Origin of the sequence: Stenotrophomonas sp. Pemsol, assembly GCF_003586545.1 — a bacterium.
Classification (GTDB): Bacteria; Pseudomonadota; Gammaproteobacteria; order Xanthomonadales; family Xanthomonadaceae; genus Stenotrophomonas; species Stenotrophomonas sepilia.
On the sequence record NZ_CP025780.1, the window covers coordinates 42,770 to 69,747 of the forward strand.

At 67.2% G+C, this 26,978-nt stretch carries 24 protein-coding genes; 11 read left to right on the forward strand and 13 right to left on the reverse strand.

Annotated elements, in window-relative coordinates; genetic code table 11:
- Nucleotides 1-43: 43 nt before the first annotated feature.
- Nucleotides 44-496, forward strand: a complete 453-nt coding sequence (gene yiaA / locus PEM_RS00205; RefSeq protein ID WP_014645710.1) for an inner membrane protein YiaA — start codon at nt 44-46, stop codon at nt 494-496.
- Nucleotides 497-596: 100 nt separating this feature from the next.
- On the opposite strand, the gene PEM_RS00210 is transcribed toward yiaA, so the two are convergent.
- From PEM_RS00210 to PEM_RS00235, 6 genes are all read right to left on the reverse strand, one after another.
- Nucleotides 597-920, reverse strand: a complete 324-nt coding sequence (locus PEM_RS00210) for a hypothetical protein (RefSeq protein WP_005415023.1) — start codon at nt 918-920, stop codon at nt 597-599.
- 110 nt (nt 921-1,030) lie between these two features.
- Nucleotides 1,031-2,332, reverse strand: coding sequence for an amino acid permease (locus PEM_RS00215; RefSeq protein WP_065179423.1), 1,302 nt, complete (start codon nt 2,330-2,332; stop codon nt 1,031-1,033).
- Nucleotides 2,329-3,090 (reverse strand): L,D-transpeptidase family protein, encoded by a 762-nt coding sequence (locus tag PEM_RS00220; protein WP_005415025.1) that lies wholly within the window; start codon nt 3,088-3,090, stop codon nt 2,329-2,331. Before PEM_RS00220 ends, PEM_RS00215 begins: the two co-directional genes overlap by 4 nt.
- A 15-nt stretch (nt 3,091-3,105) precedes the next feature.
- On the reverse strand, nt 3,106-3,954 hold the full coding sequence (locus tag PEM_RS00225) for a MurR/RpiR family transcriptional regulator (RefSeq protein ID WP_053498690.1): 849 nt from the start codon (nt 3,952-3,954) through the stop codon (nt 3,106-3,108).
- A 358-nt stretch (nt 3,955-4,312) separates the two neighbouring features.
- Entirely contained in the window at nt 4,313-5,407 is a 1,095-nt protein-coding gene (locus tag PEM_RS00230; RefSeq protein WP_065179566.1) for a dipeptide epimerase, read from the reverse strand.
- On the reverse strand, nt 5,404-6,843 hold the full coding sequence (locus tag PEM_RS00235) for an SH3 domain-containing protein (protein WP_119706029.1): 1,440 nt from the start codon (nt 6,841-6,843) through the stop codon (nt 5,404-5,406). The genes PEM_RS00230 and PEM_RS00235 overlap by 4 nt, the downstream gene beginning before the upstream one ends.
- A 132-nt stretch (nt 6,844-6,975) precedes the next feature.
- On the opposite strand from PEM_RS00235, the gene PEM_RS00240 reads away from it, so the two are divergent.
- The 9 genes from PEM_RS00240 to PEM_RS00280 all read left to right on the forward strand — a co-directional run bounded on the left by PEM_RS00240 (nt 6,976) and on the right by PEM_RS00280 (nt 17,995).
- A complete protein-coding gene (locus PEM_RS00240) occupies nt 6,976-8,448 on the forward strand; it encodes a transglutaminase domain-containing protein (RefSeq protein ID WP_095379387.1) in 1,473 nt (490 codons plus the stop codon).
- 51 nt (nt 8,449-8,499) lie between these two features.
- Nucleotides 8,500-11,499: a TonB-dependent receptor gene (locus tag PEM_RS00245; protein ID WP_095379389.1), complete on the forward strand. Its 3,000-nt coding sequence runs from the start codon at nt 8,500-8,502 to the stop codon at nt 11,497-11,499.
- On the forward strand, nt 11,487-13,073 hold the full coding sequence (locus PEM_RS00250; RefSeq protein WP_240431570.1) for a serine hydrolase domain-containing protein: 1,587 nt from the start codon (nt 11,487-11,489) through the stop codon (nt 13,071-13,073). The genes PEM_RS00245 and PEM_RS00250 overlap by 13 nt, the downstream gene beginning before the upstream one ends.
- Complete coding sequence (locus PEM_RS00255) at nt 13,006-13,719, forward strand: M15 family metallopeptidase (protein ID WP_240431571.1); 714 nt, start codon at nt 13,006-13,008, stop codon at nt 13,717-13,719. Before PEM_RS00250 ends, PEM_RS00255 begins: the two co-directional genes overlap by 68 nt.
- A gap of 379 nt (nt 13,720-14,098) precedes the next feature.
- Nucleotides 14,099-14,470 carry a hypothetical protein gene (locus tag PEM_RS00260; protein ID WP_065186625.1) on the forward strand — a complete coding sequence of 124 codons (372 nt, stop codon included), beginning with the start codon at nt 14,099-14,101 and terminating at the stop codon, nt 14,468-14,470.
- Between the two features lie 232 nt (nt 14,471-14,702).
- Nucleotides 14,703-15,119, forward strand: coding sequence for an EF-hand domain-containing protein (locus PEM_RS00265; protein WP_005407824.1), 417 nt, complete (start codon nt 14,703-14,705; stop codon nt 15,117-15,119).
- Between the two features lie 84 nt (nt 15,120-15,203).
- The gene (locus PEM_RS00270; RefSeq protein WP_049413265.1) at nt 15,204-15,953 is read left to right on the forward strand and encodes an HAD family hydrolase; all 750 of its coding nucleotides are present in this window, start codon (nt 15,204-15,206) and stop codon (nt 15,951-15,953) included.
- A 31-nt stretch (nt 15,954-15,984) separates the two neighbouring features.
- Nucleotides 15,985-16,473 carry a hypothetical protein gene (locus PEM_RS00275; protein WP_005415036.1) on the forward strand — a complete coding sequence of 163 codons (489 nt, stop codon included), beginning with the start codon at nt 15,985-15,987 and terminating at the stop codon, nt 16,471-16,473.
- A 160-nt stretch (nt 16,474-16,633) separates the two neighbouring features.
- Complete coding sequence (locus PEM_RS00280; protein WP_119706031.1) at nt 16,634-17,995, forward strand: VOC family protein; 1,362 nt, start codon at nt 16,634-16,636, stop codon at nt 17,993-17,995.
- Nucleotides 17,996-18,131: 136 nt separating this feature from the next.
- Here PEM_RS00280 and PEM_RS00285 read toward each other — a convergent pair whose 3' ends face one another.
- The gene (locus tag PEM_RS00285; protein ID WP_005415038.1) at nt 18,132-19,646 is read right to left on the reverse strand and encodes an acetyl-CoA hydrolase/transferase family protein; all 1,515 of its coding nucleotides are present in this window, start codon (nt 19,644-19,646) and stop codon (nt 18,132-18,134) included.
- A gap of 386 nt (nt 19,647-20,032) precedes the next feature.
- Between PEM_RS00285 and glnE the strand changes: the two genes are divergently transcribed.
- Entirely contained in the window at nt 20,033-22,828 is a 2,796-nt protein-coding gene (gene glnE, locus PEM_RS00290; protein ID WP_119706032.1) for a bifunctional [glutamate--ammonia ligase]-adenylyl-L-tyrosine phosphorylase/[glutamate--ammonia-ligase] adenylyltransferase, read from the forward strand.
- 175 nt (nt 22,829-23,003) lie between these two features.
- On the opposite strand, the gene PEM_RS00295 is transcribed toward glnE, so the two are convergent.
- The 6 genes from PEM_RS00295 to PEM_RS00320 all read right to left on the reverse strand — a co-directional run bounded on the left by PEM_RS00295 (nt 23,004) and on the right by PEM_RS00320 (nt 26,952).
- The gene (locus tag PEM_RS00295) at nt 23,004-23,564 is read right to left on the reverse strand and encodes a queuosine precursor transporter (RefSeq protein WP_005415040.1); all 561 of its coding nucleotides are present in this window, start codon (nt 23,562-23,564) and stop codon (nt 23,004-23,006) included.
- A gap of 75 nt (nt 23,565-23,639) precedes the next feature.
- A complete protein-coding gene (locus tag PEM_RS00300) occupies nt 23,640-24,152 on the reverse strand; it encodes a hypothetical protein (protein ID WP_065197240.1) in 513 nt (170 codons plus the stop codon).
- Between the two features lie 32 nt (nt 24,153-24,184).
- Nucleotides 24,185-24,688 carry a hypothetical protein gene (locus PEM_RS00305; protein ID WP_032953871.1) on the reverse strand — a complete coding sequence of 168 codons (504 nt, stop codon included), beginning with the start codon at nt 24,686-24,688 and terminating at the stop codon, nt 24,185-24,187.
- 19 nt (nt 24,689-24,707) lie between these two features.
- Entirely contained in the window at nt 24,708-25,559 is an 852-nt protein-coding gene (locus PEM_RS00310) for a DUF2145 domain-containing protein (RefSeq protein WP_119706033.1), read from the reverse strand.
- Nucleotides 25,560-25,607: 48 nt separating this feature from the next.
- A complete protein-coding gene (locus PEM_RS00315; RefSeq protein WP_005415044.1) occupies nt 25,608-25,838 on the reverse strand; it encodes a hypothetical protein in 231 nt (76 codons plus the stop codon).
- Between the two features lie 154 nt (nt 25,839-25,992).
- Nucleotides 25,993-26,952 carry a mitochondrial fission ELM1 family protein gene (locus tag PEM_RS00320; protein ID WP_005415045.1) on the reverse strand — a complete coding sequence of 320 codons (960 nt, stop codon included), beginning with the start codon at nt 26,950-26,952 and terminating at the stop codon, nt 25,993-25,995.
- Nucleotides 26,953-26,978: the final 26 nt, after the last annotated feature.

Consider the following 26,978-nt stretch of genomic DNA (forward strand, 5'->3'; position numbering starts at 1 on the left):
ACGCCCGGGCAAAGCATGCCCGTCTGCCTGCCAAGGACCTGCAATGAATACTGCCATGCCTCACAAGCCCTCCACCGCCTTCATCGCCGCCTCGTGGGTGGCCCTGCTGCTGGGTGCGGCGGCGTACCTGATCGGCCTGTTCAATGCCACGATGGCGCTCAACGAGAAGGGCTACTACCTGACCCTGCTGCTGTTCGGCCTGTTCGCGGCGGTGTCGCTGCAGAAGAGCGTGCGCGACCGCGTCGAAGGCATTCCGGTCAGCGGCCTGTATTACGCGCTGTGCTGGTTCGCGTTGTTGTCGGCGCTGATGCTGCTGCTGGTCGGCCTGTGGAACGCCACGCTGGCACCCAGCGAGAAGGGCTTCTACGGCATGGCGTATGCGTTGTCGTTGTTCGGTGCGGTGGCTGTGCAGAAGAACACCCGCGACCTGATCGCCGCCGGTGGTGGCGAGAGCAAGCGCAGCGCGATCGTGCCGCCGCTGCCGGAACAGGAATGATTCGGTAGCGCCGAACCCAGGCTCGGCTCAGCCGAGCATGGCTCGACCCTAAACGTGGGGCGAGAGCCGAGCGCAGGCTCGGCTCTACAGCAGCCTGGTGCTATCGCTTCAAGCGCGGATCCGCCAGCTGCGCTTCGTCCCAGCCACGGCGCACGGCGTTGCGTGCCTGCGCCCAGTCCAGGCGACTGCGGCCACGTTCGCTGGCCCAGCGCGATTCCAGTTCGCGCTCCACTTCCTCGTAGGCGCGGATCATGTCCTGCGCGCGCGCGGCATGGCCGATCCGGTAGGCCGGCTCGTAGTCCTCGAAGAACAGTTGGTCGTCGTAGTACGGCTCGGCGGTGTAGCGCTCGCGCCAATAGTCGCTGACCGCGTCGCGCGGCGTGCTGTCGTCCGGTACGCGGCCGGGAATCTGGTACTCGGTCATGAAGAGGCTCCGTTGTGGACGAAGCCTGATCGTGCCTGCGTGGCGGTTAACGGTCCGGTCCGACAGCGTGATCGCCAGATCAATCCGCCGGGCATGGCCCGGCGCTCCGTTCACCCGGCGTCCGCATCCTTGCGCGGCAGCGTGTAGATCACCGCGCCAATGACGAACGCGACCAGTGCAGCGGCGATGTTCTGCCAGCTGGCACTGGCAAACAGGGCCAGGCACAGCAGCAGCGCCAGCACCGGAATCAGCGGGCCACCGGGCAGCTTCAACGCGCCTGGGCGATCCGCGTAGCGCTTGGCCAGCACCAGGACGGCGGCAGCGGTGCCGATGTAGGCGAACAGGCGCGTGGTCATCGACAGCAGGGCGAGCTGCACGAACGAACCGGACAGCGCCAGTCCGAGCGCGATCAGGCCCTGGCACAGGATCGATGCGGCCGGCGTATGAAAGCGCGGATGCACCTGCGCCAGGATCTTCGGGCCGTAACCATCGCGGGCCAGTGCGAACAGGAATCGCGGGCCCATCATCATCGTGTTGCTGTTGGTACCCAGGATGGAGATGGTCGCGCCGATGGTGAGGATCAGTGCCAGGGCCTCGCCGCCGAAACCGGCTGCGGCGTCGGCCAGCGGCGTGGCCGAGCTGGCCAGGCCGGCCAGCGTACCCTGCGCCACCACCTGCACCGCGCCGTAGATGACGGTGACAGTGATGATCATGGTGATCAGCGCGAACGGAATATCGCGGCGTGGATTGCGGTACTCGCCGGCCGCGGCCGGGATGTTCTCGAAGCCGGCGTAGGCGTACAGCAGCAGCAGGGCGGCCTCGCCCATCCGTTGCAGGTCATGCGGGTCCGGGCGCTGGCCGGAGAAGGCCAGCTGTGGATCGATATAGAACGCGCCGATGGCCACGAACAGCAGCAGCGGCAGCATCTTGCCGATCACCAGCACCACGCCGGTGCGCGCGGCCGAGCGCACGCCGATGATGTTGACGCCGGTCAGGAAGCCCAGCGACACCACGATTACCGCGATGCGACCCATGCCGGCGCCGGCCCACGGCCAGAAGCGCGCGACCGCATCGGCCAGCGCGTTGCTCAATGCGGCCGCCGAGCTGATGCGGGTCAGCCAGATCATCCAGCCGATCTCGAACCCTGCGAAGCGGCCGAAGGCCTCGCGTGCGTAGAGGTAGCTGCCACCGGGTTCATCGAAGTAGCTGGCGGCCTGCGCGTAGCACAGCACCAGCAGCGCGACGACGATGCCAGCGGCGACCACGCCCCACAGGCTGAAGGGGCCGAGCAGGGCGACGGTGGCGGCCGGCAGCAGGTAGATACCGCTACCGATCACATCGTTGATCGACAGGCCGACGATCTGCCAGCGGCTGACCGCGCGCTGCAGCTGTGGTTCGTCCTGCGCGCTCAACGGGCGTCTCCGCTCAGCGCGGGCAGCTGCCACTGCACCTGCAGTCGCTGGTACTCGGTGCGCGGCAGCAGCACGAAGCGCGGCGTATCCTGCGGCCGCAGCCAGTCCAGCAGCGCCTGCATGCGCGCTTGTGGCATGGCGGTACAGCCGGCGGTGGCCTCCCCGGGCGTGCGCCACAGATGGGCGAAGATGCAGCTGCCCTTGCCGGGCTGGTTGTCCGGGTTGTGGGCGATGACGAAGCCCTCCCGGTAGCGCACGTCGCCCTTGTTGTGCAGATCCAGCCGCATCGGCTCGGTGGAGCCCTTGATCGCTGCACTGCCGACTTTCTTCTCATCGACGATGCGGTTGTAGAACGGCGAACCGGGCACGTCCATGCAGTAGCTGCTGTCCAGCATCGGCTGGTAAGGCATTGCGGTGCCGGGGCGTGTGACGGCATAGCCGAACGCACTGCCGAGCGCGAATATGCCGGCCGGGCTGCGACCGTCTCCTTCCTGCTTCTGCGGGCCATCGGCCTGTGCCGGATGCAGGCCCAGTCCCCAGGCGCTGCCGGTACGGCCGAGCGCCACCGGGAACGCCTGTCCGTGCGTGTGCCAGCCCTTGCCATCGCGCACATAGGCCTGCAGCTGCCCTTGGGTACTGTCCCAGCCATCGCTGGTGACCACGATCAGCTGGCGCGCGCCATCCAGCGGCGCCGCGTGAACGGACACCGTCGCAGCAAGCAGCAGCGCAGCGGTAGCGAGGCGAACCAGCGATTTCATCAACAGGTGCTCCGGTCAGGAATCCAGCAGGTGGTCGATCCGCTCCAGGTTCACCGCCAGCTGCTGCTGGCGGTCCGGATTGGTGTGGCAGAGCAGCACGAACAGGAAATCGAGCAGGGCGTGCATGGCGCTACGGTACAGCAGCTGCGCGACCTGCGGCGTGCGGTCGTGCGCGCAGACTGCCAGTGCCGCATCAGCATGTGCGCGCAGCGGGTTGGCAGTGTGGCGGGTAATGGAAATCACCTTGCCACCCATGTCCTGGAACTGCCGCGACAGCTGCGAAAGCTGCGGCAGGTTGCCGAATTCGGAGAACACCAGCAGCACATCGCCGGGGCGTGCGGCCGACAGGTTGGCCAGCATCAGGATCGGGTCGGTGTGCGGCACGACCAGCAGGCCGAGCAGCGACAGCCGCATGGCGAACTCGCGGGCGAACAGGCCGTCGTCACCCAGGCCATGGACGAACAGCTTGGGTGCGCCGTCGAGCAGCTGCACGATGCGCTCGATCTCCTCGCGTGGATTGGCCTGGCGTGTTTCCTCCTCGGCCTGCGCCTTGCTGCGGCGCAGGGCCTCGCCCAGGCGCAGGTAGTCATCGCCGCTGTCGGGTTCGCTGGGCACCTGTTGTGGATCGGCACCGGCGCGGGCCACGTCCTGGCCGATCGAGTACTTCAGGTCCGGGTAGCCTTTGAAGCCGAGCTTCTGGCTGAACTTCACCACGCTGGACTGGCTGATGCCCAGCGCACTGGCCAGCTGCTGCGATGAGTAGTCGCGCAGCAGGTGGGCGTTGTCGAGGATGAAGTCGGCGATGCGGCGCTCGATGGCAGACATCTGCCCGCGCTCGGTGCGGATCTTCAGCAGGGGCGGCATGCGGGGCGTCCGGGCATGTGTAGGCGCGTTGCGGTTGGCAGCGTAGAGCGTGTCATGGAATGGGTCGAGCGGGTTCCAGCCTCGAAGAGGTTACGGAGCGCAGTTGTTGCTTTTGAAGTTGAGTCCGCCTTCAAGCGAGCCGAGCACCGCAGGTCCGGCGAGGGCGAAGAGGCGCGGGTGTCCGAGCGTAGCGAGTTCCCGCGCCGTCCCTCGACGGGCCGAGGAGCGCAGGGAACCGGTGCGTAGCACCGGCTCGCGGTCGGCGGAGCGTTTCTTTTGGTTACTTTTCTTTTCGCGAAAAGAAAAGTAACGCCCGACCCAACGTCAGTGGCACGCCAGGCCAACCGCAAGGCAGAAATCACCCCAGCATCTCCAGCCCACGCACTTCGGTGATACCCAGCCCCGGCACGTCGCTGATGCTGATCTCCGATTCGTTGAAATGCACGCCGCCGCTGACCGGATCGAACTGGCCCAGCGAGGGACCGTCGAGGTCGACCTTGGTGATCACATCGCTCTTGGCCACGGCCAGGTGCACGGCCGCGGCCACGCTGATGCTCGATTCGATCATGCAGCCGATCATGCACGGCACGCCGTAGATGCCGGCGATGTCGGCGATGCGGATCGCGTTGGACAGGCCGCCGGTCTTCATCAGCTTGATGTTGATGATGTCGGCCGCGCGCTGCTGGATCAGGTCCATCACCTGGCTCGGGCTGAACACGCTCTCGTCGGCCATGACCGGCGTGTTGACGCGGTCGGTGACGTACTTCAGGCCGCTGATGTCGGCGGCCTTCACCGGCTGCTCCAGCAGCTCCAGTACCACGCCGGCTTCCTCCAGCGTGCGCATCGCATGCACCGCCTGCTTGGCGGTCCAGCCCTGGTTGGCGTCCAGACGCAGCAGGGCGCGGCCCTCCACGGCGGCGTGGATTGCCTTGACCCGTTCGATGTCCAGTCCGATGTCCTTGCCGACCTTGATCTTCAACGACTCGAAGCCGCGTTCGATCGCCGACAACGAATCGGCCACCATCTTGTCGATGTAGTCCACGCTGATGGTGATGTCAGTGGTGATCACCGGGTCGCCGCCACCGAGCATCTGGTACAGCGGGGCACCGTGCAGCTGCGCCCACAGGTCGTACAGCGCGATCTCCACCGCGGCCTTGGCGCTGGTGTTGCGCTCCATCGCGGTCTGCACCAGCGTGCACAGGTGGTTGAGGTTGACCATGTCCTGGCCGATCAGGCGCGGGGCGATGAAGTGGCGGATCGCTTCGATGATCGAGCCGTGCGTATCGCCGGTGATCACTGCGGTGGCCGGGGCTTCACCATAGCCGGTGTTGCCGCTGTCGGTGCGGATCAGCACCACCACGTCTTCCACGGTCTCCACCGTGCGCAGCGCGGTCTTGAACGGTGTCTTCAACGGCACGCGCAGCATGCCCAGTTCGATGGCGGTGATCTTCATTCAGGAGTCTTGGCCCGCAGGCGCTGGATGTTGGTGATGCGGTCGATGTAGCGGACGGTGTCGCTGGCCATCATCGGCTCCAGCGGCGTGACCGAAACACCATTGAGATGGGCCTGCACGCGTTTGCCGTCGGTACCGAACCAGCTGCCGCCCGCCGTATCGTGGATGACCCAGGTGCGGCCGTCGACGTGGCCGATGGCCATCATCACATGACCGGGAATGTAGACCAGGTCGCCCACCTGCAGGCTGGCGACGGCACGGTCGCGCACCGCCTTGCCGTCCTTGCCGGTGAACGGCAGGCGGTCCAGCGCCGGACTGACCGCCTGCGCGCTGGTATTGCGCGGCAGCAGCACACCGAAGCTGCGGTAGATCTCGGAGACGAAACCGCTGCAGTCGCGGGTGTCGTAGTCGTGGCCCCAGCCGTAGCGTTCGCCGAGGAACTTGAAGCCCTGCTGCAGCAACAGGCGCGGGGTCAGCGGCAGGTAATCGGCGGCGGTGTCCTGCGAGCGCGGCAGCAGCGCTGGTACCAGTTTCAGGCGGCCATCGGCTTCGCGTACCGGCAACTGCACCACCCACGAGGCGTGGGCCTGCTGACCGTTCACCGGTTCGGCGGCGGGCCAGTCGGCCAGCACCGGCAGGCGCACGCCCATGTCCAGCTGCAGGCGCGAGACGCGCGGCTCCTCCGGGGTATAGGCGGTCTGTGCGGTGGCACCGGTGACGATCCGGTACGGTCCCTTCGCGCCGTAGCCGAGCACCGTGGCCTTGTCGCCGCGGGCAATGGCGTCGGCTTCGATCCACGCGCTGTAGCGCTCGCTGTGCACGAACAGCCAGCGGCCGTCGGCACTGCGATGGACCACGGCGACCTTGTCACCGGGGAACAGTGCCGATTCCTGGAAGCGGTCGATGTCGGTGTCACCGACGGTGCTGAAGACACGCTCGCGGGTGGGGAAGGTGCGCAGCGCGGCACGCTTCACCACCAGCCCATACTGCGCTGCCACCTGTGTGGGAATCGCATCGAGGCCGAGGTTGGCTTCGATCGCGCTGCGCAGCGCGGGTGCGATCGCCTGGCCCTTGTCGTTGTAGAGAGCGCGGGTGGGCCAGCTCGACAGCGCGGCGATGCTGGCACGCACCGCCGCCGCATCAAGCTGGGCGGGCAGTGCGGCGATGACCTGGATGTGGCTGTCCTGCGCCCGCATGCGCGCGTTCTGTGCTTCGATCTGCGCGCGATCCAGAATCGGCGCATCGGCGTTGTCCAGGCGCGCGGCCCAGTACTGCGGGGTCAGATAGGCCTCGTGCAGGCCGATCACATAGGGCAGCGGCGCACCCGGGTCGGGCGGTGGGGCCGCCTGTGCAAAGGCCGGGGCGGCCAGCAGGCACAGGGCCAGGGTCAAGCGGCGCGGCCAATGCCGGTGCCGTTCGCGGAAAGCCAGGCTCATGCGGTGCACACCCTCCTCGAATGCCTGTTGGAATATTTATTCCTTTTGGCCCCGAAAGCAAGAATAAATTATTGACCAACATCCCGGCCCGTGTTACACAGCCGTTACCACCCGCGCTGGGGAAGTGTCGCTGTGGATCCTGCCGTTCGCAAACCGCGTCTGACTGCCGCCGCCGGCCTGGGTGCCGTGTTGCTGCTGTGGGTGTCGGCCACGCACGCAGCAGGCGAGCGCAGCAGCCAGCAGCAGGCGCGTCAGGCGCAGGTGATCGACCTGATCGACAGCGGCCGTTTCCGCGACGCCGACGCGCTGCTGGCCACTACACCCGCCGCCACTGACGAAGCGTTCCAGCGCGAGCGCATGCGCCGCATCCGCCTGGATTTCGCCCTCGACGAAAACGCCGCCAAGGACGCCGTACGGCGCGGCATTCCCGATCTGACCGACGAGGAATTTGCGCGCTGGGACCAACTCGGCCTGATCGAGCATCTCGATATCGATGGCGAGCGTTGGTACTTCAAGCGCGCACCCTCGAACCTGTTCCTGCTCAGCGACGAAGCACGCGCGCGCCGCCGCACGGATGCACCGATGCCGCCTCCGGGCCCCAACGAAGTGCTCAATGCCCACCACGCAGGCGTGGTTGCTGCGGCCGAACAGAGTGGCCAGGCGTCGGTTCTGCCGCAGCGCTATGAATTCACCCAGTCGCTCACGGTGAAAGCCGATGTGGTGCCCGCCGGTGAAACGATCCGCGCGTGGATTCCGTACCCGCGCGAGATCCCCGGCCAGCAGGAGCAGGTGCAATGGCTGGGCAGCACCCCGGGCAAGGCGCGCGTGGCTCCGGCCCATACCCAGCAACGCACCGCCTACCTCGAAGCCAAAGTGGTTGCCGGGCAGCCGACCCGCTTCGAGATCCGCTACGCGGTCACGATCTTCGCCCGGCATACCGCGATCGATCCGGCCAGGGTGCAAGCCACACCGGAAGATTCCTCGTTGAAGCCCTACCTGGCCGAGCAGCTGCCGCATGTGCGCTTCACCCCTGCGCTGAAGCTGTTCTCCGACCAGGTGCTGCAGGGTGAAACGCGCCCGTATGAAGTGGTGCGCAGGCTGTTTGCTGCGGTCGATCGCATTCCCTGGGCCGGTGCGCGCGAATATTCCACGCTCAGCAACATCAGCGATTACGCGCTGCGGGCCGGCCATGCCGACTGCGGGCAGCAGACCCTGCTGCTGATCGCGCTGCTGCGCATGAACGGTATTCCTGCACGCTGGCAGTCGGGCATGGTGTTCTCCGGCGACGGCAGCGGCTACAACAACCTGCATGACTGGGGGCAGGTCTACCTGGCGCCGTATGGCTGGTTGCCGATGGACGTGACCACCGGCGCACTGGCCAGTGATGTGCCGGCCCTCCGTGACTTCTACCTGGGTGGCCTCGACGGCTACCGCATCGCCTTCAACGACGATTTCGGCCAGCCCTTCGTGCCGGCCAAGCAGCACTTCCGCTCGGAAACGGTCGACTCGCAGCGCGGCGAGGCCGAGTGGGCAGGCGGCAACCTGTACTTCGACCAATGGAGCTACGACTTCCAGTGGCGGGTACTGCCAGCCAGGCAACGCTAGCGCGACACATCGCATTCCACACCATTCAATTCTTGCAGGAGAGAGCAGGGGATGAAGGCTTACAGCATCAAGCGGGCGGCATTGTGCGTCGCCCTTGGGGCGTGTCTGGGCATGATCGCGCCCAGCGCATTCGCACAGGATGGTTCAGTGGTTGGCCGGCTGGTCAGCGATGCCGGCCAGGTACCGGCCGGTGCCACGGTGACCGTACGCAATCCGGCAACGGGCTTCGTGCGCTCCGTGCAGGCCGAAGCCAACGGCAGCTACCGCATTCCGTTGCTGCCGGTCGGCACCTATGAGATGGAGGTCGGCTTGCCGGGTGGTGGCGCCAGCCGTGTCGGCCAGGTAACGGTCAGTCTCGGCAGCGCAACTACGGTGAACGTGCCGCTCGGCGCGGTCAGCACGCTGGGCACGGTTGAAGTACGGGCACCGCAGGTAGTGTCGATGGTGGATGTGAAGTCCACCGAGTCGGCCACCAACATCACCCGCGAGGAACTCTCGCGCCTGCCGGTGGACCGTGACATCACCGCCGTGGCGCTGCTGGCGCCGGGTGCGGTGAAGGGCAAGGGCTCGCTGGGTGGCCAAGGCATTTCCTTCGGGGGTTCGTCGGTGGCTGAGAACACCGTCTACATCAATGGCCTGAACGTCACCGACTTCTACAACCGGGTCGGCTTCTCGTCGGTACCGTTCTCGTTCTATCAGGAATTCCAGGTCAAGACCGGCGGCTACTCGGTGGAGTTCGGGCGCAGCACCGGCGGTGTCATCAACGCGGTGACCCGCTCGGGCAGCAATGATTTCAAGGCCGGTGCCGAGCTGGTGTTTGAGCCGCGCGCGTGGCAGTCGCAGGCGCGCGACCGCTACGACGGCAACGGCAGCCGCTACATCACCGCCAGCCGCGACGACTACAGCCGCAGCGCGCTGAATGTGTTCGCTTCCGGTGCGCTGGTGCAGGATCGACTGTTCTTCTTCGGAATGTATGAGGCGCGCGACTACCGCCCGACCTCGACCAACGACGCCGGTACGCGCCTGAGCCAGGGCAAGGCCGATGACCCGTTCTGGGGCGGCAAGATCGACTGGCAGATCACCGACAACCAGATGCTGTCGCTGTTCGGTTTCTCGGACAAGAGCAAGACGCTCACCGATGTCTACGCCTACGACTACGCCACTGGGCAGACCGTGGGCGAGCGCAGCAACCAGATCTACAACACGGTGGGCGGCAAGAACTGGTCCGGCACCTACAGCTGGCAGGTGAACAATGACCTGACCATGAAACTGATGTATGGCGAGAACAAGCGCAACCGTGTGCAGAGCTCGTTGATGGACCAGAACTGCAACCGCGTGTTCGACAACCGAACCGCCAGCCAGGGCGTGCCGCCCTCGCTGCAGGGTGACCGCAGCTGCACCAGCAGTTCGCAGCTCGAATCCGCATTGGACACCCGCAAGGCCGCGCGCGCCGATTTCGAATGGACGCTGGGCAACCACCTGCTTCGCTTCGGCCTGGATCGAGAGGAGAACACTTCCGACTACAGTCGCGCCTATCCCGGGCCGGGCGGCCTGCGCTACGACATCTACGCCCGCACGCCCGGCAGCTCGCTCAACGGCGGTGTCGTGCCGGCCAGCGGCCTGGTGGCGCGCACCCGTCGCTATGAAGTGGAGGGTGCATTCGAGACGATCAACTCGGCCTACTACCTGGAAGACAACTGGCAAGTGACGCCGAACCTCCTGCTGAACATGGGTCTGCGCCTGGAAGCCTTTGACAACAAGGGTGGCGACGGCAGCAGCTACATCAAGATCGACGACATGCTGGCCCCGCGCCTGGGCTTTTCCTGGGACGTGCGCGGCGATGGCACGACCAAGGTCTTCGGCAACCTGGGCCGCTACTTCCTGCCGGTTGCCAACGTCATCAACATCAAGCAGGCCGGTGGCTTCCTCGACGAGCGGACCTGGTATGAGTTCCTCGGCTACAGCGGCGCAGCCAACAACATCCCGAACCTGGGCGCGCAGATCGGCCCGGTGGACAACTCGCAGGGCGACGGCAGCGTGCCGGACCTGCGTGCAGAAGTGAACCGGGACATGGACCCGGTGTACCAGGACGAGGCAATCCTCGGCTTCCAGCAGATGATCAACGAAGCCTGGTCGGTCGGTGCCAGCGTGACCTATCGCCGGCTGCACAACGCCATCGATGACATGAACATCACCGCGACCGGGCAATGTGGTGCCATCGACGGGGTGTGGATCATGGGCAATCCGGGCCGCACCAACACCGTATGGGGTGACACCAACTGTGACGGCAGCAACGATGGCTGGATCAGCATCGATACGTCGAAGGAAGGCTGGGCGCTGTACGACGACAACGGCAACTACGTCGGCCAGCGCGGCTGGGTGAAGCCCAAGCGTGACTACAAGGCACTGGAGCTGCAAGTCGACCGGGCCTGGGACGGCAAGTGGGGCTTCAACGCGTCCTACACCCTCGCATACGGCCGCGGCAATGCAGAAGGCCCGGTCAACTCCGATACCGACTTCGCCGATGCCGGGCGTACCGAGAACTTCGACAATCCGTGGGTGAACTACCGCGGCTACGGCTATCTGGCCAACGACCGCCGACACCAGTTCAAGTTCCGTGGCAGCTATGCATTGACCGAGAACCTGAGCGTAGCCGCTACGCTGGGCGTGCAGTCGGGCAGCCCGATCACGCGCTTCGGCGCCGGTAATCCATTCGACGCCACCGATTTCCACAGCTACTACGTGTGCGTGTCCAACTGCCAGGCCACGGTGCCCTCCGAACGCGTGTTCGTGCATTCCCCGCGCGGTGGCGATGGCCGCACGCCGTGGACCTACGACCTGGACGTGAGCGTGTCGTACAAGGTGCCGATCCCCACCGACCTGCGTCTCAAGCTGGCGGTGTACAACGTGCTCAACCAGCAGCGCGTGGTGACCGTGGATCAGGACTACGAACCGCAGGACAGCATCGGTACGCCGAATCCGCTGTACCGCTACGGTACCGGGTTCCAGTCGCCGCGTTATGCGCAGCTGACCGTCACATGGGCCTACTGAGACCCGCCCAGCACGCTCGACGCTGCATCTGCGTGGCCGTGTTGGCGGTGTTTCCGGTTGCGGCGGCGCAGACCAGCGCGACCGCCTCGATCGATGCCGACGTCGCGGCCGTGGTCCAGCACGAGCACCTGCCCGGGCTGGCCATGGCGGTGGTCGAGCAGGGGCGTGTGGTGTATCAGCATGCCGAGGGCGCGCGCGGCGACGGCGGCCGCATCGACCAGGACACGCTGTTCAAGATCGCCTCCAACAGCAAGGCGATGACCGCCGCGCTGCTGGCGCGGCTGGTGCAGCAGGGCAAGCTGCGCTGGGAGGATCCGGTGCGGCGGCATCTACCGGGCTTCCGCATGCACGATGCGTGGGTGGGCGAGCAGATGCAGGTGCGTGACCTGCTGATCCATAACAGCGGTCTCGGCCTGGGCGCCGGTGACCTGATGCTGTGGCCGGAGCCGAACGCGTTCAACCGTGCCGACATCATCGCGGGGCTGGCGCACCTGAAGCCGGTCAGCAGTTTCCGCAGCCGCTACGCCTACGACAACCTGATGTACGTGGTGGCCGGCGAACTGGCCGCTGCGACGGGTGGCAAACCGTATGACCAGTTGATGCGCGAGCAGGTGTTCGAGCCGCTGGGCATGACCCGCTGCCAAGTGGGGACGTGGTCGGTGAAGCGGGTCGGCAACGTGGCGCAGCCACATGCCTGGCGTGGCGACCACAATACGGTGGTGAACGCCGATGGTGCGATCAGCCCGGACCTGCCGTCGATGGCCGCCGGCGGCATCCGTTGTTCGCTGCGGGACATGACGCGCTGGATGCAGGTGCTGCTCGATCCCGGCCTGGCACCTGGCTGGTTGGATGCTGAGCAGCGCCGTACGCTGTGGACCCTGCACATGCCGATGCCGCTGGGTGAACGCCAGCGGCGTTGGGACAACGCGCATTTCTACGGCTACGGCTATGGCTGGCGCGTGTCGGACATGGATGGGCAGTGGAAGGTGGCGCACACCGGCACATTGTCGGGCATGTACTCGTCGCTGGCGCTGCTGCCTGAGCGCAAGGTGGGTGTGGTAATGCTGATCAACGGTGAAGGCGAGGATGCGCGCATCGCATTGATGCAGACCGCACTGAAGCGCTTCACCGCCCCCGATGAGGCGCGTCCGGCGCTGGCGTATCTGGCCGAACTGAAGGCTGACCAGGCCATGCGAGCGGCAGGCGGCCATCAGCGGCCGGCGACGTCGCAGGCACGGCCGACATCGGACGCCGATCTGCCGCGTTGGCAGGGCCGCTACACCGATCCGTGGCTGGGGCCGGCCTCGCTGTGCCCGGGCAAGGACGGCCTGCGCTTCAGCGTGGACAAGTCGCCCCGGCTGGAAGCGGCTGTGCTGCAGCTGCAGGGGCGCTGGCTGCTGCGCTGGGATACGCTGGGCGAAGACGCGCAGGCGTGGCTGCAGCCGGGTGAAGGCCTGGCACCGACACTGGACCTGCGCGCCATCGATCCGGACATCGACTTCAGCTATGACTTCCAGGACCTGCATTTCACTCGTACTGGCGATTGCCCTGACAGCGACCACCAGCGCCGCTGAGCCACCGCGCGTTTCACCGGCCACCGACGCGGCCAGCGCCGGGCTGGTGGAGATCCGTACGTTGTCGCCGCGCATCGACCTGGACATCCGCTATGCGGGCGCCAACAACTTCACCGGCGCGCGCGTGCCCGGCTACGAGGCGCCTTCGTGCTACCTGCTGGCGCCGGTGGCGAAGGCGCTGGCCGAGGTGGAACAGGACCTGCGCGCCGATGGCTTCGGCCTGCGCCTCTACGACTGCTACCGGCCGGTGCGTTCGGTGCAGGCCTTCATGGCCTGGGTGAACGATCCGCGCGAGCTCTCGCGCAAGGCACAGCAGTATCCGGACCTGGACAAGCCGCGCCTGCTGGCCGATGGCTACATCGCCGAACGCTCCGGCCACAGCCGCGGTGCCACGGTGGATCTGGGCCTGCTGGATTGCCGAAGCGGTGCATGTGCGCCGTTGGACATGGGCACTGACTTCGACTTCTTCGGGCCACGTGCGCATACGCAGACGAGCGGGCTGAGTGAGACGCAGCAGGCGAACCGGCGGCAACTGGTGCAGGCAATGGCACGGCGTGGTTTCGTGAACTATCCGCAGGAGTGGTGGCACTACACGTTCCAGCCGGAACCGGATCCCGGCTCCGCGTACGACGTCCCGGTACGGTAGGGGTGTCGGCAGGGCTGCGCCCTGCACCCGCGGTAGTGCCGGCCGCTGGCCGGCAACATCAGACGCAACAGCAACAGCGTGCGTTCCGTGGGTTGGTTGGGCGGTGCCGGAGTGCGGGGACGCCGTAAATCCGTCCATGGAGGCTTGGCAGCCGCATCCATGCGGCTGACACCCCGCACTCCGGCACCGCCCAGCCTCTGACAGTTTCCCGCGCGGTCCGTTTTAGAGCCGAGCCCATGCTCGGCTGCTCTTTGTTCAATCGTCGAATTATTCGATCTCGATGGAGACTCATCCACGCATGGCGTGGATCTACTGTGGCTGCCGATTGGGTCCGAAGCAGATCCCTTACACTGGCCGCCTCTTCATCCCTGCCCACCCGATGAACCTTCCCCTGCACTTCGGCCTGCTCGGTACCCTGGAAGCCGGCGCCATCGCCATGCTGGTTGGGCTGCTGGTGTACTTCCTGTGGTCGCAGCTGTGCCGCCTGCTGCGGTGGTCGATGGGGCACGCGATCGGCTGGTCCTGCGTCATCGCCGTGATCATCGCCGCCGGCATCGATGCGTGGAAGCTGTTCTACATGGGCATCGTGCGGCTGGAATCGCCGCTGTACGCGCGCATCTTCCTGGCCACCATCCACGATCCGAACGAACTTGGCAGCCGTGTGGTGCTGGAAATCGCCGGTGCGCTCGCCGGTGTTGCTCTTGCATGGGTGTTGTTCAGTTCGCGGTCATCGGAAAAAACCGTCGACTGACGCAGGTTTTTCGTTGCCTGCCGGTTAAATGCAGAGGCGCTGAATGCGCATCTTATGAGCCACTCACTTCACCCTAACCACCGCGCTAAAGCATGCGTGGAGGCGAGTGGTTAATCGCATGTGTGCGGGCCGGTCGTGGCGCAAAATCGATTCAGAAACGCGGTGGCAGGGTAGGTGCCGTGCGGAATCAACACGCCGCGCAACACCACCCAATCGGTAGGAGACACCCCTGATGACTATTCGCAACCGCAAGCCCCTGATCGCCCTGATCGTCGCCGCTGGCAGCGTGCTGGCCATCCCGGCGATGGCCCAGTCGGCCAAGCAGCAGGCCGCGCATGCACAGAACGAGGCCGCTCAGGCCCAGCAGGCGGCTGCACAGGCCGGCCAGGCCGCCGACCAGGCGACCAATGCGGCCGCAGCGGCATCGGCACAGGCCAATGGCGGTGGTCAGACCTGGGCCAGCATCGATACCGATGGCAACGGCACCATCAGCAAGACCGAGGCGCAGGTGAACGCCGGCCTTGCCCAGGTGTTCGACCAGGCCGATACCAACAAGGACGGCGAGCTGAGCGCCGATGAGTACAAGGCCTACGTGGCCGCCCAGCAGGCCGGCGCCGGTGGCGCAGCGCAGGGTGCACAGGGCAGGTAAGTCCTGCGTCGGGGCGTATGGGAACCCGGGCGGCTTCGGCCGCCCGGGTTTTTTTCGTCACCATGGCCCCTGTATCCTTGCGCGATGAACACCCCCACGCCTGCGCCGTCGCGCGCCATCGGCCTGGTCGGTTTTGACGGTGACGATACGCTGTGGAAGAGCGAGGACTACTACCGCAAGGCCGAGCAGGATTACCTTGACCTGCTGTCGCGCTATGTCGACGTGCATGACACCCAGACCGCCCGCCACCTGCTGGAAGTGCAGCAGCGCCACCTGGGCACCTTCGGCTACGGCGTCAAGAGCATGACCCTGTCGATGATCGAAGCGGCCATCGACATCACCGGCCAGCGCATCGAGGCCAAGGACATCCAGCGCATCCTGGAGATCGGCCACGACACCCTGCGCCACCCGGTCGAGCTGATCGATGGTGTACGCGAAGCGGTGGCGGCCATCGCCGAGCACTACCCGGTGGTGCTGATCACCAAGGGTGACCTGTTCCACCAGGAAGCGAAGATCAAGGTCGCCAACCTGGCCGAGCTCTTCCCGCGCATCGAGATCGTTTCCGAGAAGGACCCGGAGACCTACGCCCGCGTGCTGGCCGAATTCGACCTGCCGATGCAGCGCTTCGTGATGGTCGGCAACTCGCTGCGCTCGGACATCGAGCCGGTGGTGACCCTGGGTGGCTGGGGCGTGCATACCCCGTACGCAGTGACCTGGGCGCACGAGACCCAGCATGGCGTGGCCGACGACGAGCCGCGCATGGTCACCGCCGATACCGCCCACGACTGGCCGGCCGCACTGGCGGCGATCGAGGCAAAGGCCGCTGCGGCCTGACAGGGCCCGTCGGCTGCGGCAGAATCGGGGCATGAACCACCGACTGCGCGCGCTGATGTTGTTCCTGTTGCTGGCGCCGGCCACCGTGCTGGCCCAGCAGACCGCCGAGCGCTCAAGCGCCTACGACGTGGACACCGGCGACAGCTGGGTCGATGCCCAGCTGCAGGACATCAACCATTACGCCGAACGCTACCCCGACGCCTTCCTCGACGAAGTGTCGCGCTATGCCGACGTGCCGCGCGGCTACATCAGCGCGCTGTTCACCACCCACGGCTGGCAGGCCGGAGACATCTATTTCGCCTGCTTCTGGGCCAAGGCCAGTGGCCAGACCTGCCGCGACAGCGTGCGTGCCTTCAGCCAGGACCCGGAGGGCGGCTGGGAGGCGGTGGTCAAGCGCATGCCCACCAAGCCGGACAATCTGCACTACCGGGCTGTGCGCCATGCCATCGTGGCCAGCTACCAGCACTGGGACCGGCCGATCACCCTGGATGCCGCGCTGAAGCGCCAGTTGAAGCGGTAGGGTCGGCCGCTGGCCGGCAATTGCAGCCTTTCCAGGCATCCGGGGTTGCCGGCCAGCGGCCGGCACTACCCGGTCATGTTGCTCTGCGTATCGCCGCCGCCGGGCGCTCCGGCGACAATACGGGTCCGAGCTGTTCCCCGTTCCCGTAATCGAGTGACTGATGAGCGCCTCTTTCGTTTCGCCTGATGTGATCCGCCGCCTGTTCGCGCAGGCCATGTCCCGCATGTACCGCACCGAAGTGCCGCTGTACGGCACGCTGGTGGAACTGGTGGAGCGGATCAACGCGCAGGTGCTTGCCCGGGACCCGGCGCTGGCCGCGCAGCTGCAGCGCAACGACGAGCGTGCGCGGCTGGATGAAGAGCGTCATGGCGCGATCCGCGTCGGTACCGTGCAGGAACTGGCGACGCTGCGCCGCCTGTTCGCGGTGATGGGCATGTACCCGGTCGGCTACTACGACCTGTCGGTGGCCGGCGTGCCGGTGCACTCCACCGCGTTCCGCCCGCTGACCGGCGCGGCGCTGGCGCAGAACCCGTTCCGCGTGTTCACCTCGCTGCTGCGCCTGGAGCTGATCGAAGACGAAGCCCTGCGTGCCGAGTCGGCGAAGATCCTGGCGCGCCGTCGCATCTTCACCGACGGCGCGCTGGCGCTGATCGACCAGGCCGAGCGCGACGGTGGCCTATCGCAGGCCGATGCCGAGCGCTTCGTCCAGCAGGCGCTGGAAACCTTCCGCTGGCACGGCGATGCCACGGTCGATCTGCCGACCTACCACGCACTGCACAACGCGCACCGCCTGGTGGCTGACGTGGTCAGTTTCCGCGGCCCACACATCAACCACCTGACCCCGCGCACGCTGGACATCGACGCTGCACAGGCGGCAATGATCGAGCATGGCATGGCGGCCAAGGCCGTGATCGAAGGCCCGCCGCGCCGTGCCTGCCCGATCCTGCTGCGCCAGACCAGCTTCAAGGCGCTGGAAGAAGCCGTGCATTTCCCGGATGCCGAAGGTGGCGATGCCGGCACCCATACCGCGCGCTTCGGCGAGATCGAACAACGCGGCCTGGCGCTGACCCCGAAGGGCCGCGCGCTGTACGACCAGCTGTTGTCGCAGGCCCGCGACGCCGGTGGTGAAGGCAGCACCGGCGGCGACTACGGCCAGCGCCTGCAGGCGGTGTTCGCCAGCTTCCCGGATGACCATGACACCCTGCGCCAGGAAGGCCTGGGGTATTACCGCTACCAGCTGACCGACGCTGGCCGCGCCGCGCCGGAGCGCGTGGCCGATCTGCCCGCTGAAGTGCTGGTGGCCGCCGGCCTGGCCACGGCTGACCCGATCGTCTACGAGGATTTCCTGCCGGTCAGTGCCGCGGGCATCTTCCAGTCGAACCTGGGCGGCGAAGAACAGCGCGCCTATGCCGCGCATGCCAACCGCGAAGCCTTCGAGCAGGCCTTGGGCGTGGCGGTGAACGACGAGTTCGAGATCTACGAGCGGCTGCAGGCCGAATCGCTGGCGGCGCTGCGCGGGTAAACCGCTTGCCGTGGAGCCGAGCGTGGGCTCGGCTCTACAGGGATTCTGCGGAGCGGCCCCTTTGTAGAGCCGGCCGCTGGCCGGCTGTTGGGGAAGCCGGCCAGCGGCCGGCTCTACCCGAGGTCCGTAGCGGGCCTCAGCCCTTCATCGTGCCGGTATCCAGCCAGCGCTGGTGCCACGACAACGCTTCCGGCAGCAGGTGCGGGGTGTGCTTGCCGTAGCTCTCACGGCTGGCACGGTCGAAGTAATCCTGCAGCTGCGGGCGGAAGTCCGGGTGCGCGCAGCTGTCGATCAGCACCTGCGCGCGCTTGCGCGGGGTCAGGCCGCGCAGATCGGCCAGGCCCTGTTCGGTGACGATCACCGACACGTCGTGCTCGGTGTGGTCGACATGGCTGGCCATCGGCACGATCGCCGAGATGGTGCCGTTCTTGGCGGTGGACGGGCTCAGGAACGCCGACAGGAAACCGTTGCGGGCAAAGTCACCGGAACCGCCGATGCCGTTCATGATCCGCGTGCCCATCACGTGCGTCGAATTGACGTTGCCGTAGATGTCCACCTCGATCATGCCGTTCATGCCGATGCAGCCCAGGCGGCGCACCAGTTCCGGGTGGTTGGAGATTTCCTGCGTGCGCATGATGATGCGCTCGCGGTAGAAATCGATGTTCTCCTTGAACGTCTCATTCGCCTGCGGGCTCAGCGCGAAGCCGGTGCACGAGGCGTAGCTCAGCACGCCGTCGCGCAGCAGGTCGAGCATGCCGTCCTGGATCACTTCGGTGAACGCGGCCAGGTCGCGGAAACCGCTCTTTGCCAGGCCAGCCAGCACGGCGTTGGGGATGTTGCCCACGCCCGACTGCAACGGCAGCAGGTTCGGCGGCAGGCGGCCCTTCTTCACCTCGTGCTTGAGGAACTCGATCAGGTGCGAGGCGATCTGTTCGCTGGTCGCATCGATCGGGCTGAACGGGCTGTTGCGGTCCGGGCCGTTGGTACGCACCACGGCCACGATCTTGTCCGGGTCGCAGCGCAGCGCGGTATCGCCGATGCGGTCGTTGGCGTTCACCAGCGGAATCGGCTTGCGGTGCGGCGGCAGGGCGGTGCCGTAGTAGATGTCATGCATGCCGTCGACGCCGGCCGGCTGCCATTCGTTGACCTCGACGATCACCTTCCTGGCCAGGTCCAGCCAGGTCTTGTTGTTGCCGACCGAGGTGGAGGGCACCAGCGAACCATCTTCGCGGATGGCCGAGACTTCGATGACAGCGGTATCGATCTCGCCATAGAAGCCGAACCACACGTGCTGGGCGACGTGGCTGAGGTGGATGTCGATGTAATCCAGCTTGCCCTCGTTGATGCGGTTGCGCGCATCCGGGTCGCTCTGGAACGGCATGCGCATGGCGATGCCATCGGCCTTGGCCAGCGCGCCATCGAGTTCCGGCGCGGTCGAGGCGCCGGTCATCAGCTTGATCTGGAAGGGATTGCCCTGGGCATGCACCGCTTCGATGCGGCGGGCCAGTTCGACGGGAACGGCCTTGGGATACCCGGAGCCGGTAAAGCCGCTCATGGCCACGGTTTCACCGGGCTGGATCAGCGCGGCTGCGGCCTCGGCGGAGACCACGCGGTCACGGAGACGCGCGTTGGCGATGCGATCAACAGACATGACGACAGTGTTTCTGGGGGGAATCCCGATTATCGGCCATCCTCATCCGTACGGGGGGTTCTACCTTCGTGGAATGGCTTTTCCCCCAGGGGCTCACCCATACCCACCGGTTCTGTTTTGCAGTGCAGCGTGCAAAGTGCTTTCGCAGCCCGCACGATGGCCCTGCATCCCGACGTGGGGGAGGGAGCAGAGCCCGCTGGCAGTTCGCTGCAAGCGGGCTTTTTTATTGCCTGTGGCCCAGTGTGAATACGCGGCTTCCCTTCAGGGTCGGATCCTTTTGCCAAGGGCAAAAGGCTCTGACCCCACCAGCGGCATCAAGCGGCGGCATCTCGGGGGCAGAGCCCTTCGCCGTTGGCAAAGGGATCCGACCCCGCGAGAATCAGGGCATGACCCTCGCCCCCGCTGACCTGCCCGCCCCGCTGCAGCCCCTTGTCGACCGCGCCCTGGCGCGCCTGGCCCAGGTCCTGCCCGAGCCCGTTCCTGCCGAACTGCTGCCGCTGCTGACCCGACTGGCGGTGGCCAGCGACTTCGCGCTGGACACCCTGGTGCGGCAACCGGCGCTGCTGGCGCAGCTGGCTACCCCCGGTTGCCCGCCGATCCCGCCACCGGTGCTCGATCCGCTGCAGCCCAGCGACTGGCCGGCGCAGATCCGGCGCTGGCGTACTGCCATGTCGACGCGGCTGATCTGGCGCGACCTGACCGGCCTGGACGACGTGACACAGACCCTGGCCGGCGCCACCACCCTGGCCGAGGACTGCCTGCGGCTGGCGCTGGACGCGCTGCAGCAGGAATTCGCCCAGCGCCACGGTGTGGTCCGCGATGGCGAAGGCGCCGCACAGCAGCTGGTGGTGTTCGGCCTCGGCAAGCTTGGCGGCGGCGAGCTCAACTTCAGTTCCGATATCGACCTGGTCTACGCCTATCCGCACGGCGGCGAATCCGACGGCCCGCGCGCGCTGGCCGCCGAAGAGTATTTCGCCCGCCTCGGCCAGCGCCTGGCCAAGCTGCTGGACGAAACCACCGTTGATGGCTTCAGCCACCGCGTCGACCTGCGCCTGCGCCCGTTCGGCAGCGCCGGCCGCGTCGCACTGTCGTTCGCGGCGATGGACCAGTACTTCCAGCGCGAGGGCCGCGACTGGGAGCGCTATGCGTGGCTGAAGGCGCGCGCGGTCGCCGGTGATATCGAGGCCGGTGAAGCGTGGCTGCAGACCCTGCGCCCGTTCGTGTACCGCCGCTACCTGGATTTCACTGCGCTCGATGGCCTGCGCGAGATGAAGGCGGCGATCACCGCCGAAGTCGCGCGCCGCGAGCTGCACGAAGACATCAAGCGCGGCGCCGGTGGCATCCGCGAGATCGAGTTCCTGTGCCAGGCGCTGCAGCTGATCCGCGGTGGCCGCGAACCTGCGCTGCGCGAGCGCCGCCTGCTGGTGGCGCTGGACGCGCTGGTGGCTGCGGGGCAGATCGCGCCCGGGGACGGCAGTGCGCTGCGCGAGGCCTACCTGTTCCTGCGCCGCCTGGAGAACCGCCTGCAGATGCTGCGCGATGCGCAGACCCACGTGCTGCCCAGCGATGCACTGGACCGCGAGCGCATCGCCGTCGGCCTCGGCTACCCCGACTGGGACGTGCTGCGCGCGGCGCTGGCCGAACAGCAGCAGCGGGTCAGTACCGAATTCGCCGCGCTGCTGGCACCGCGCAAGGGCCAGGCCGCGCCCGACGCGCTGGCCAATTACTGGCGTAGCCTGCCCGAGGGCAGCAACGCGCCGTTGCTGGCCGAAGCCGGTTTCCTCGATGCCAATGGCGCCGACCAGTCATTGCGTGACTTCGCGCAGGGCACCGGCGTGAAGTCATTATCCGATGCGGCGCGTGCGCGGCTGGATCGCGTACTGCCCGCGTTGCTGCATGCGGCTACGCGTTCGCCGCAACCCGACGCTGCGCTCAAGCGCGTGCTTGGCCTGCTGCAGGCGGTGCTGCGCCGGACCAGCTATCTCGCGCTGCTGGACGAACAACCGAGCGCGTTGGCGCGGCTGGTGGATGTGCTGGCGCGCAGCGCGCTGCTGGCCGAGCGGCTGGCCGCGTACCCGCTGCTGCTGGACGAACTGCTGGACGTGCGCGTGTCCGGACCGATGCCCGATGCGGCCGGTATGCTGGCCGAGTGCCAGCAGGTGCTGGCGGTGGAAGATCCCGAATCCGCACTGCGCTGGCTCAACGAGACGCGGCTGGCGCTCAGCTTCCGCATGGCGATGGCCACGCTGGATGGCCGCCAGGGTGCGGTGGACAGCACGCGGCAACTGGCCGAGCTGGCGCAGGCGGTGGTCACCACCGTGCTGGCGATGGCCGAAGCGGACATGCGCGCCGCGCACGGCGGGATTCCCGGTGGACGTTTCGCGATCATCGGCTACGGCAGCCTCGGCGGGCTTGAGCTGGGCTTCGGTTCCGACCTGGACCTGGTGTTCCTGCACGACAACCCGGCTGGCGTGGAGGCCAGCGATGGCGCACGTCCGCTGGAACCGGGGCGCTGGTATGCACGACTGGCACAGAAGGTGATGGCGCTGCTTGGTGCGGTCACCGCCGCCGGGCGCCTGTACGACATCGACGTGCGCCTGCGCCCGGACGGTGGCAAGGGTTCGCTGGTGTCTTCGTTGGCCAGCTACACCGAATACCAGCGCGAACGCGCATGGACCTGGGAACACCAGGCCCTGGTGCGCGCACGCGGCGTGGCCGGTGATGCCAGCCTGCTGGCCGATTTCGAACAGGTGCGTGCACAGACACTGGGGCGTGAGCGAGATCCGGCCACGCTGTATGCCGATGTGCTGAAGATGCGCGGCCGCATGCGCACCGAACTGGACCGCAGCGACGCCGCGCGGCTGGACCTGAAACAGGGTGCCGGTGGCGTGGTGGACCTGGAGTTCCTGCTGCAGACCGGCGTGCTGGCGCGTAGTGCGCAGCATCCCGCGCTGCTGCAGCCACGCGACACGCCGTCGTTGATCGATGCGTTGGCGGTTGCCGGTTTCCTTCCGGAAGACACTGCGCAAGCACTGCATGGCGCGCATGCCACGCTGCTGGATGTTGGCCTGGCCTGCACGCTGGACCGGCGCCCGCGACTGGCACCGACCACGCCCGCGATTGAAGACGCGTGTGCGGCGATTACGGCGGCGTGCAGAGCGGCGGAGCTGCCGTTCGGGTGAGTGGGTGCACCCATTAGAGCAATTGCCCGGGGATGATCCGCTGTTGGTAGGTGCCGACCGTTGGTCGGCACAATCTGTCAGCGGTGATGAACTCTGATGGAGCGTGCCGACCAACGGTCGGCACCTACCGTGCTCATGTGCCATCCAAGGTTGGCACCTACCAGAGCATGTGCGTTCAGCTGGTGGCGCGCAGCGGCGCCATCTTCCACAGCAGCGCGCGGAACGGGGCCAGCAGGCAGACGCCGATCGCCAGCTTCACTGCCAGGTCGCCGGCGGCCCAGCTCACCCACGGCAGGGTGGAACCGGCAAACGCGATCGACCAGAAAATGGTGGTATCCACCGTCGCACTGCAGGTCGTGGCCACCATCGGCGCGCGCCACCAGCTGCCGCGGCGCAGGCGGTCGAACACGGTGATGTCCAGCAACTGCGCCACGATGAAGGCCGAGCACGAGGCAACGGCGATGCGCGGCGTGGCCACCCAGATCGACAACAGCACCGCCACCGCGAAGCCGATCCACGCCACGCGGCGCGCCGGGCCCGGGCCGAAGCGGCGGTTGATCAGGTTGCTGACCAGGAACGCGACCGGATAGCTGAAGGCGCCCCAGGTCAGCCAGTCATTGATCGGGTACTGCACCAGCACGTTGGACAGCAGCACCACCGCGCCCATCGCCAATACCGCCAGCACCAGGGCGCGGGCGGTCAGCGGGGCAAACACAGGGGCAGGACGCACGGACATGGCGAGCCAGGGGGACAAAGGGGATCGCCCATTATCCGCCCGGCCCGCGGCAAAGCCAAAACCGCTTGTTCAGCTTTACAACGCTTCGCTCATCACATCGCCCGCGGCGTAGGCCGTCGGCACGTAGGCCAGTGCCTGGCCCTGTGCGCTCTTCACGGTCCAGCCGGCACCGGCCTCGGTGGGGTCGAAATGTACCTGCTGGCCGACCACGAAGGCCGCCGTCTGGTCTTCATGCACGCGCGCCGGCCAGCGCAGGGTGGCGGTCTGATCGGCCTTGTCGGGCACCTGCAGCTGCACCTGGCGCTCGCCGGCCGCCGTGATCTCCACCTTCTTCACGTCCATCGGCGGCAGTGGCACCGCCTTGGTGCGGGCAACCCTGCCATTGCGTTCGCTGGCCTTGAACGGCGCCTTGGACAGTTCGGACAGGCCCGCCGATGCAGCGAGCGGCACCGAGACCACGATCAGCGAGGTGATCAGCACGCTGGCTTCGCTGCTGTTCAACTGCGGCGCGGCGCCGGCATGGACGGTGGGCACCAGCAGCGCGGAGAGCAGCAGGGCGGAAGCGGGAACGCGCAGGCAACGGAACATGGAGACCTCCTGGTCAGCGTGGGGACGGCGGCTCAGCGCCTGGTATCGAAGATATCGCGCGGGCCGGTGGCCTCGGGCAGGTATTCCAGCGGGCGGCCCTGGTTGTCCTTCAGCTGCCAGCCCTGGTCGGCGCCGGTTGGCTCGAAGTTCACGGTCTGGCCCACGGTGAACTGCACGGCCGGGTCGCCGACGCCGCGCGGATACTGCATCGATGCGGTGTTCTGCGGATCGTTGGCATCACGCAGCAGCACTTCGCGGCGGCCATCGACGGTGGTGGCGATTGCGCTCACCTCCATCTGCGGCAGCTTGATCTGCTGCGGGCGGGCCAGCGGCTGGCCGGCATCGGCCGCATCCTGGGCTTCCTTCGCTGCTGCGGCGCGGGCCGAGGCCACCATCTGCGTGGACATTTCCAGGCTCGGTCCCTGCGGGCCCGGGTCATGGATGATCACGATGCGGCGTTCGGCGTGGGCGGCCGTCGACCACGCCAGGCCGGTGACGATCACCATCGACAACACAGAGGTAAGCAGCGGACGCATGTCGTTCTCCTTGCGGGATTCAGGGCGTGGCGGCGGTGGCACCGGCCACCGGCACATGGGGGATCACCAGTTCCTGCTGCAGCTGGCTGCGCTGGTGCAGGAAGTCGAACACCGATTCCACCGTCACCACCGAATAGTTGCCGGAGATGCGTTCGCCGGCTGGATGGTCGGTGGTGGTGGCGTTGGCTACGAACAGGCGCGCACCCACGCGCTTGCCGAGGCCGATATGCAGCACGCTGGGCTGGTACTTCTGCTGGCGCAGCCACTGCTGTGCCTGTTCGCGCTTGACGATGGCCGGCGCGCCTTCGGTCTGCGCCATCGCCGCCGCCAGCACTTCCAGCACCCACTGGTTGGAGTTCTGGTAGTCGGTGGCGAACGGGTAGGCGACCACGTTGTACCTTGCTTCGTGCAGCGCCTTGGGCTGGATCGAGGGCGGCACCAGCATCGCGCGCAGCGCCGCACGCAAGGGGGCCGACGGCACGCCGATGCGCAGGTCGGTATGGCCGCCGCTCTCGCCGACGAAGTTGCCGAGGCCCTCGTGGTACAGCTGCGAGCTGTCGGTCTTGCAGCGGTTGAGCAGGTGCATCGCGCGCCAGCGGCCGTCGTCCTCGCGCAGCAGGAAGGCCAGGTGGCTGTGGCGCAGGCCGTAGCGGCGCAGGTCCTGGCCACCGCGCGCGGCCACCACCACGTCCACATCGAGCAGCGCGTCCAGGCGTTCGGCGGTGGTCCAGGCCACGTCCAGCATCGCCGCCTGCGACGCCACGCTCGGGTAGCGCTCGCGGCAGGCGGTGCTGTCGGCCCAGGCCGGTGCGGTCGCCAGCAGGCTGGCGATCAGCAGCGCGGCGCGGCGCAGGCGGGAAAAACGATCCATGTCGGTACCTTCAACGGCGGGCAGGCCCGCGCGCCGATCATACGCTGCTCAGCGCAGCGGGCGATCCACGCCCTTGCGCTGGAGTTCCCTGTCGCAGGCATCGCTGATCGGGGCGATCGGCAGCGGCGGGCGCTCGCCCGTCTTCGGATCGCGCAGCGCCGGCTGTTCGCGGTACGCATCCAGCTGCTGCTGGCATTGATAGGAGATCGGGTCCAGCTCGGTGGGCGCGGTCGAACACGCGGCGAGCAGGGCCAGGGGCAGCAGGAGCAGGGTACGCATGAAGGCATTCGGTCCGGTGGGGGGCACCGGACTCTAACGGTATGGGCAGATTGAAATGTTCAGAAATCGCTGCGCACCCCGGTAGTGCCGGCCGCTGGCCGGCATCGGCAGGGTGTCCGGTAATGCGCACAGCGTTGCCGGCCAGCGGCCGGCACTACCCCAAGGCCAGGCGCTGCTTTACTTCCGCCGCCACGCGCGCGGTTTCGCGCAATGGCTCGATGCGGTCGTACTGCCAGTCCAGCCAGTGCGGCTGCAAGCGCCCGCGTTCGCGCAGCTGCTGCTGGAACCGGGCCAGCCGGCCCTGCGCGGCATCGGCCAGCGCCACCATCACCGGCATGCGCGTGGCGCAGGCTTCAGAGAGCAGGTTCACCGAATCGGGCGAGACCACCACCCGGTTGGCCCAGCCGAGCAGGCCGCCATAGGGATTGGTACCGTCGCCACCATCGCCCCAGATCACGTGCGGCAGGTCGGCGAACTTCGCGCGTAGGATCTCGGCCAGGGCTGGCGGCGTGCGTCGCGAGGTGGTGGCCAGCAGGCTGCCGCCTTCGCTGCGGATCTGCTCGGCCAGCGCCTGGAACACACCGACCATCGCCGTCTCGTCCCACGGCGCCAGCGGCGTCGGCCCGCCCACCAGCAGTGCCGTGCGCGGACCGGGCAGGGTGCTGAAGCCGGCGAACGCGGCGCGACCCCAGGCCAGCCAGTCGTCGTCCACCGGGTTGAGGCTGCCGAGCAGGGTCAGCACATTGCTGCCGCGCAGGGCGTCGTGTTCGGGCACCACCACCACGTCCCAATGGCGGGCGCCGATGCGCGGGTCGAGGATCTGCACCACCTGGCTGCCGCGTGCACGCAGCACGCGCAGGGCACCGGCCGCCTGGCGACCACAGCCGATCGCCAGTGCCGGCGCCTCGGCCGCCAGCGTCGCCAAGGCCTCGCCGTAGCCATTCACATCGCCGGGCAGGCGCCGCGGCGACAGCCAGCGCCAGGGTGCGCGCGGTTGCAGGAGCAGCGGTCGGTGGGTGCCCTGGCGCAGTGCCGAGGCCAGCGCGACCGCCTGGCGGACATTGCCCGCACGGCCGTCAGTGACCGTCCATGGCGCGCTCGATCGTTTCACCATTGGCATTAATTCGTTTCAGCCCTGCT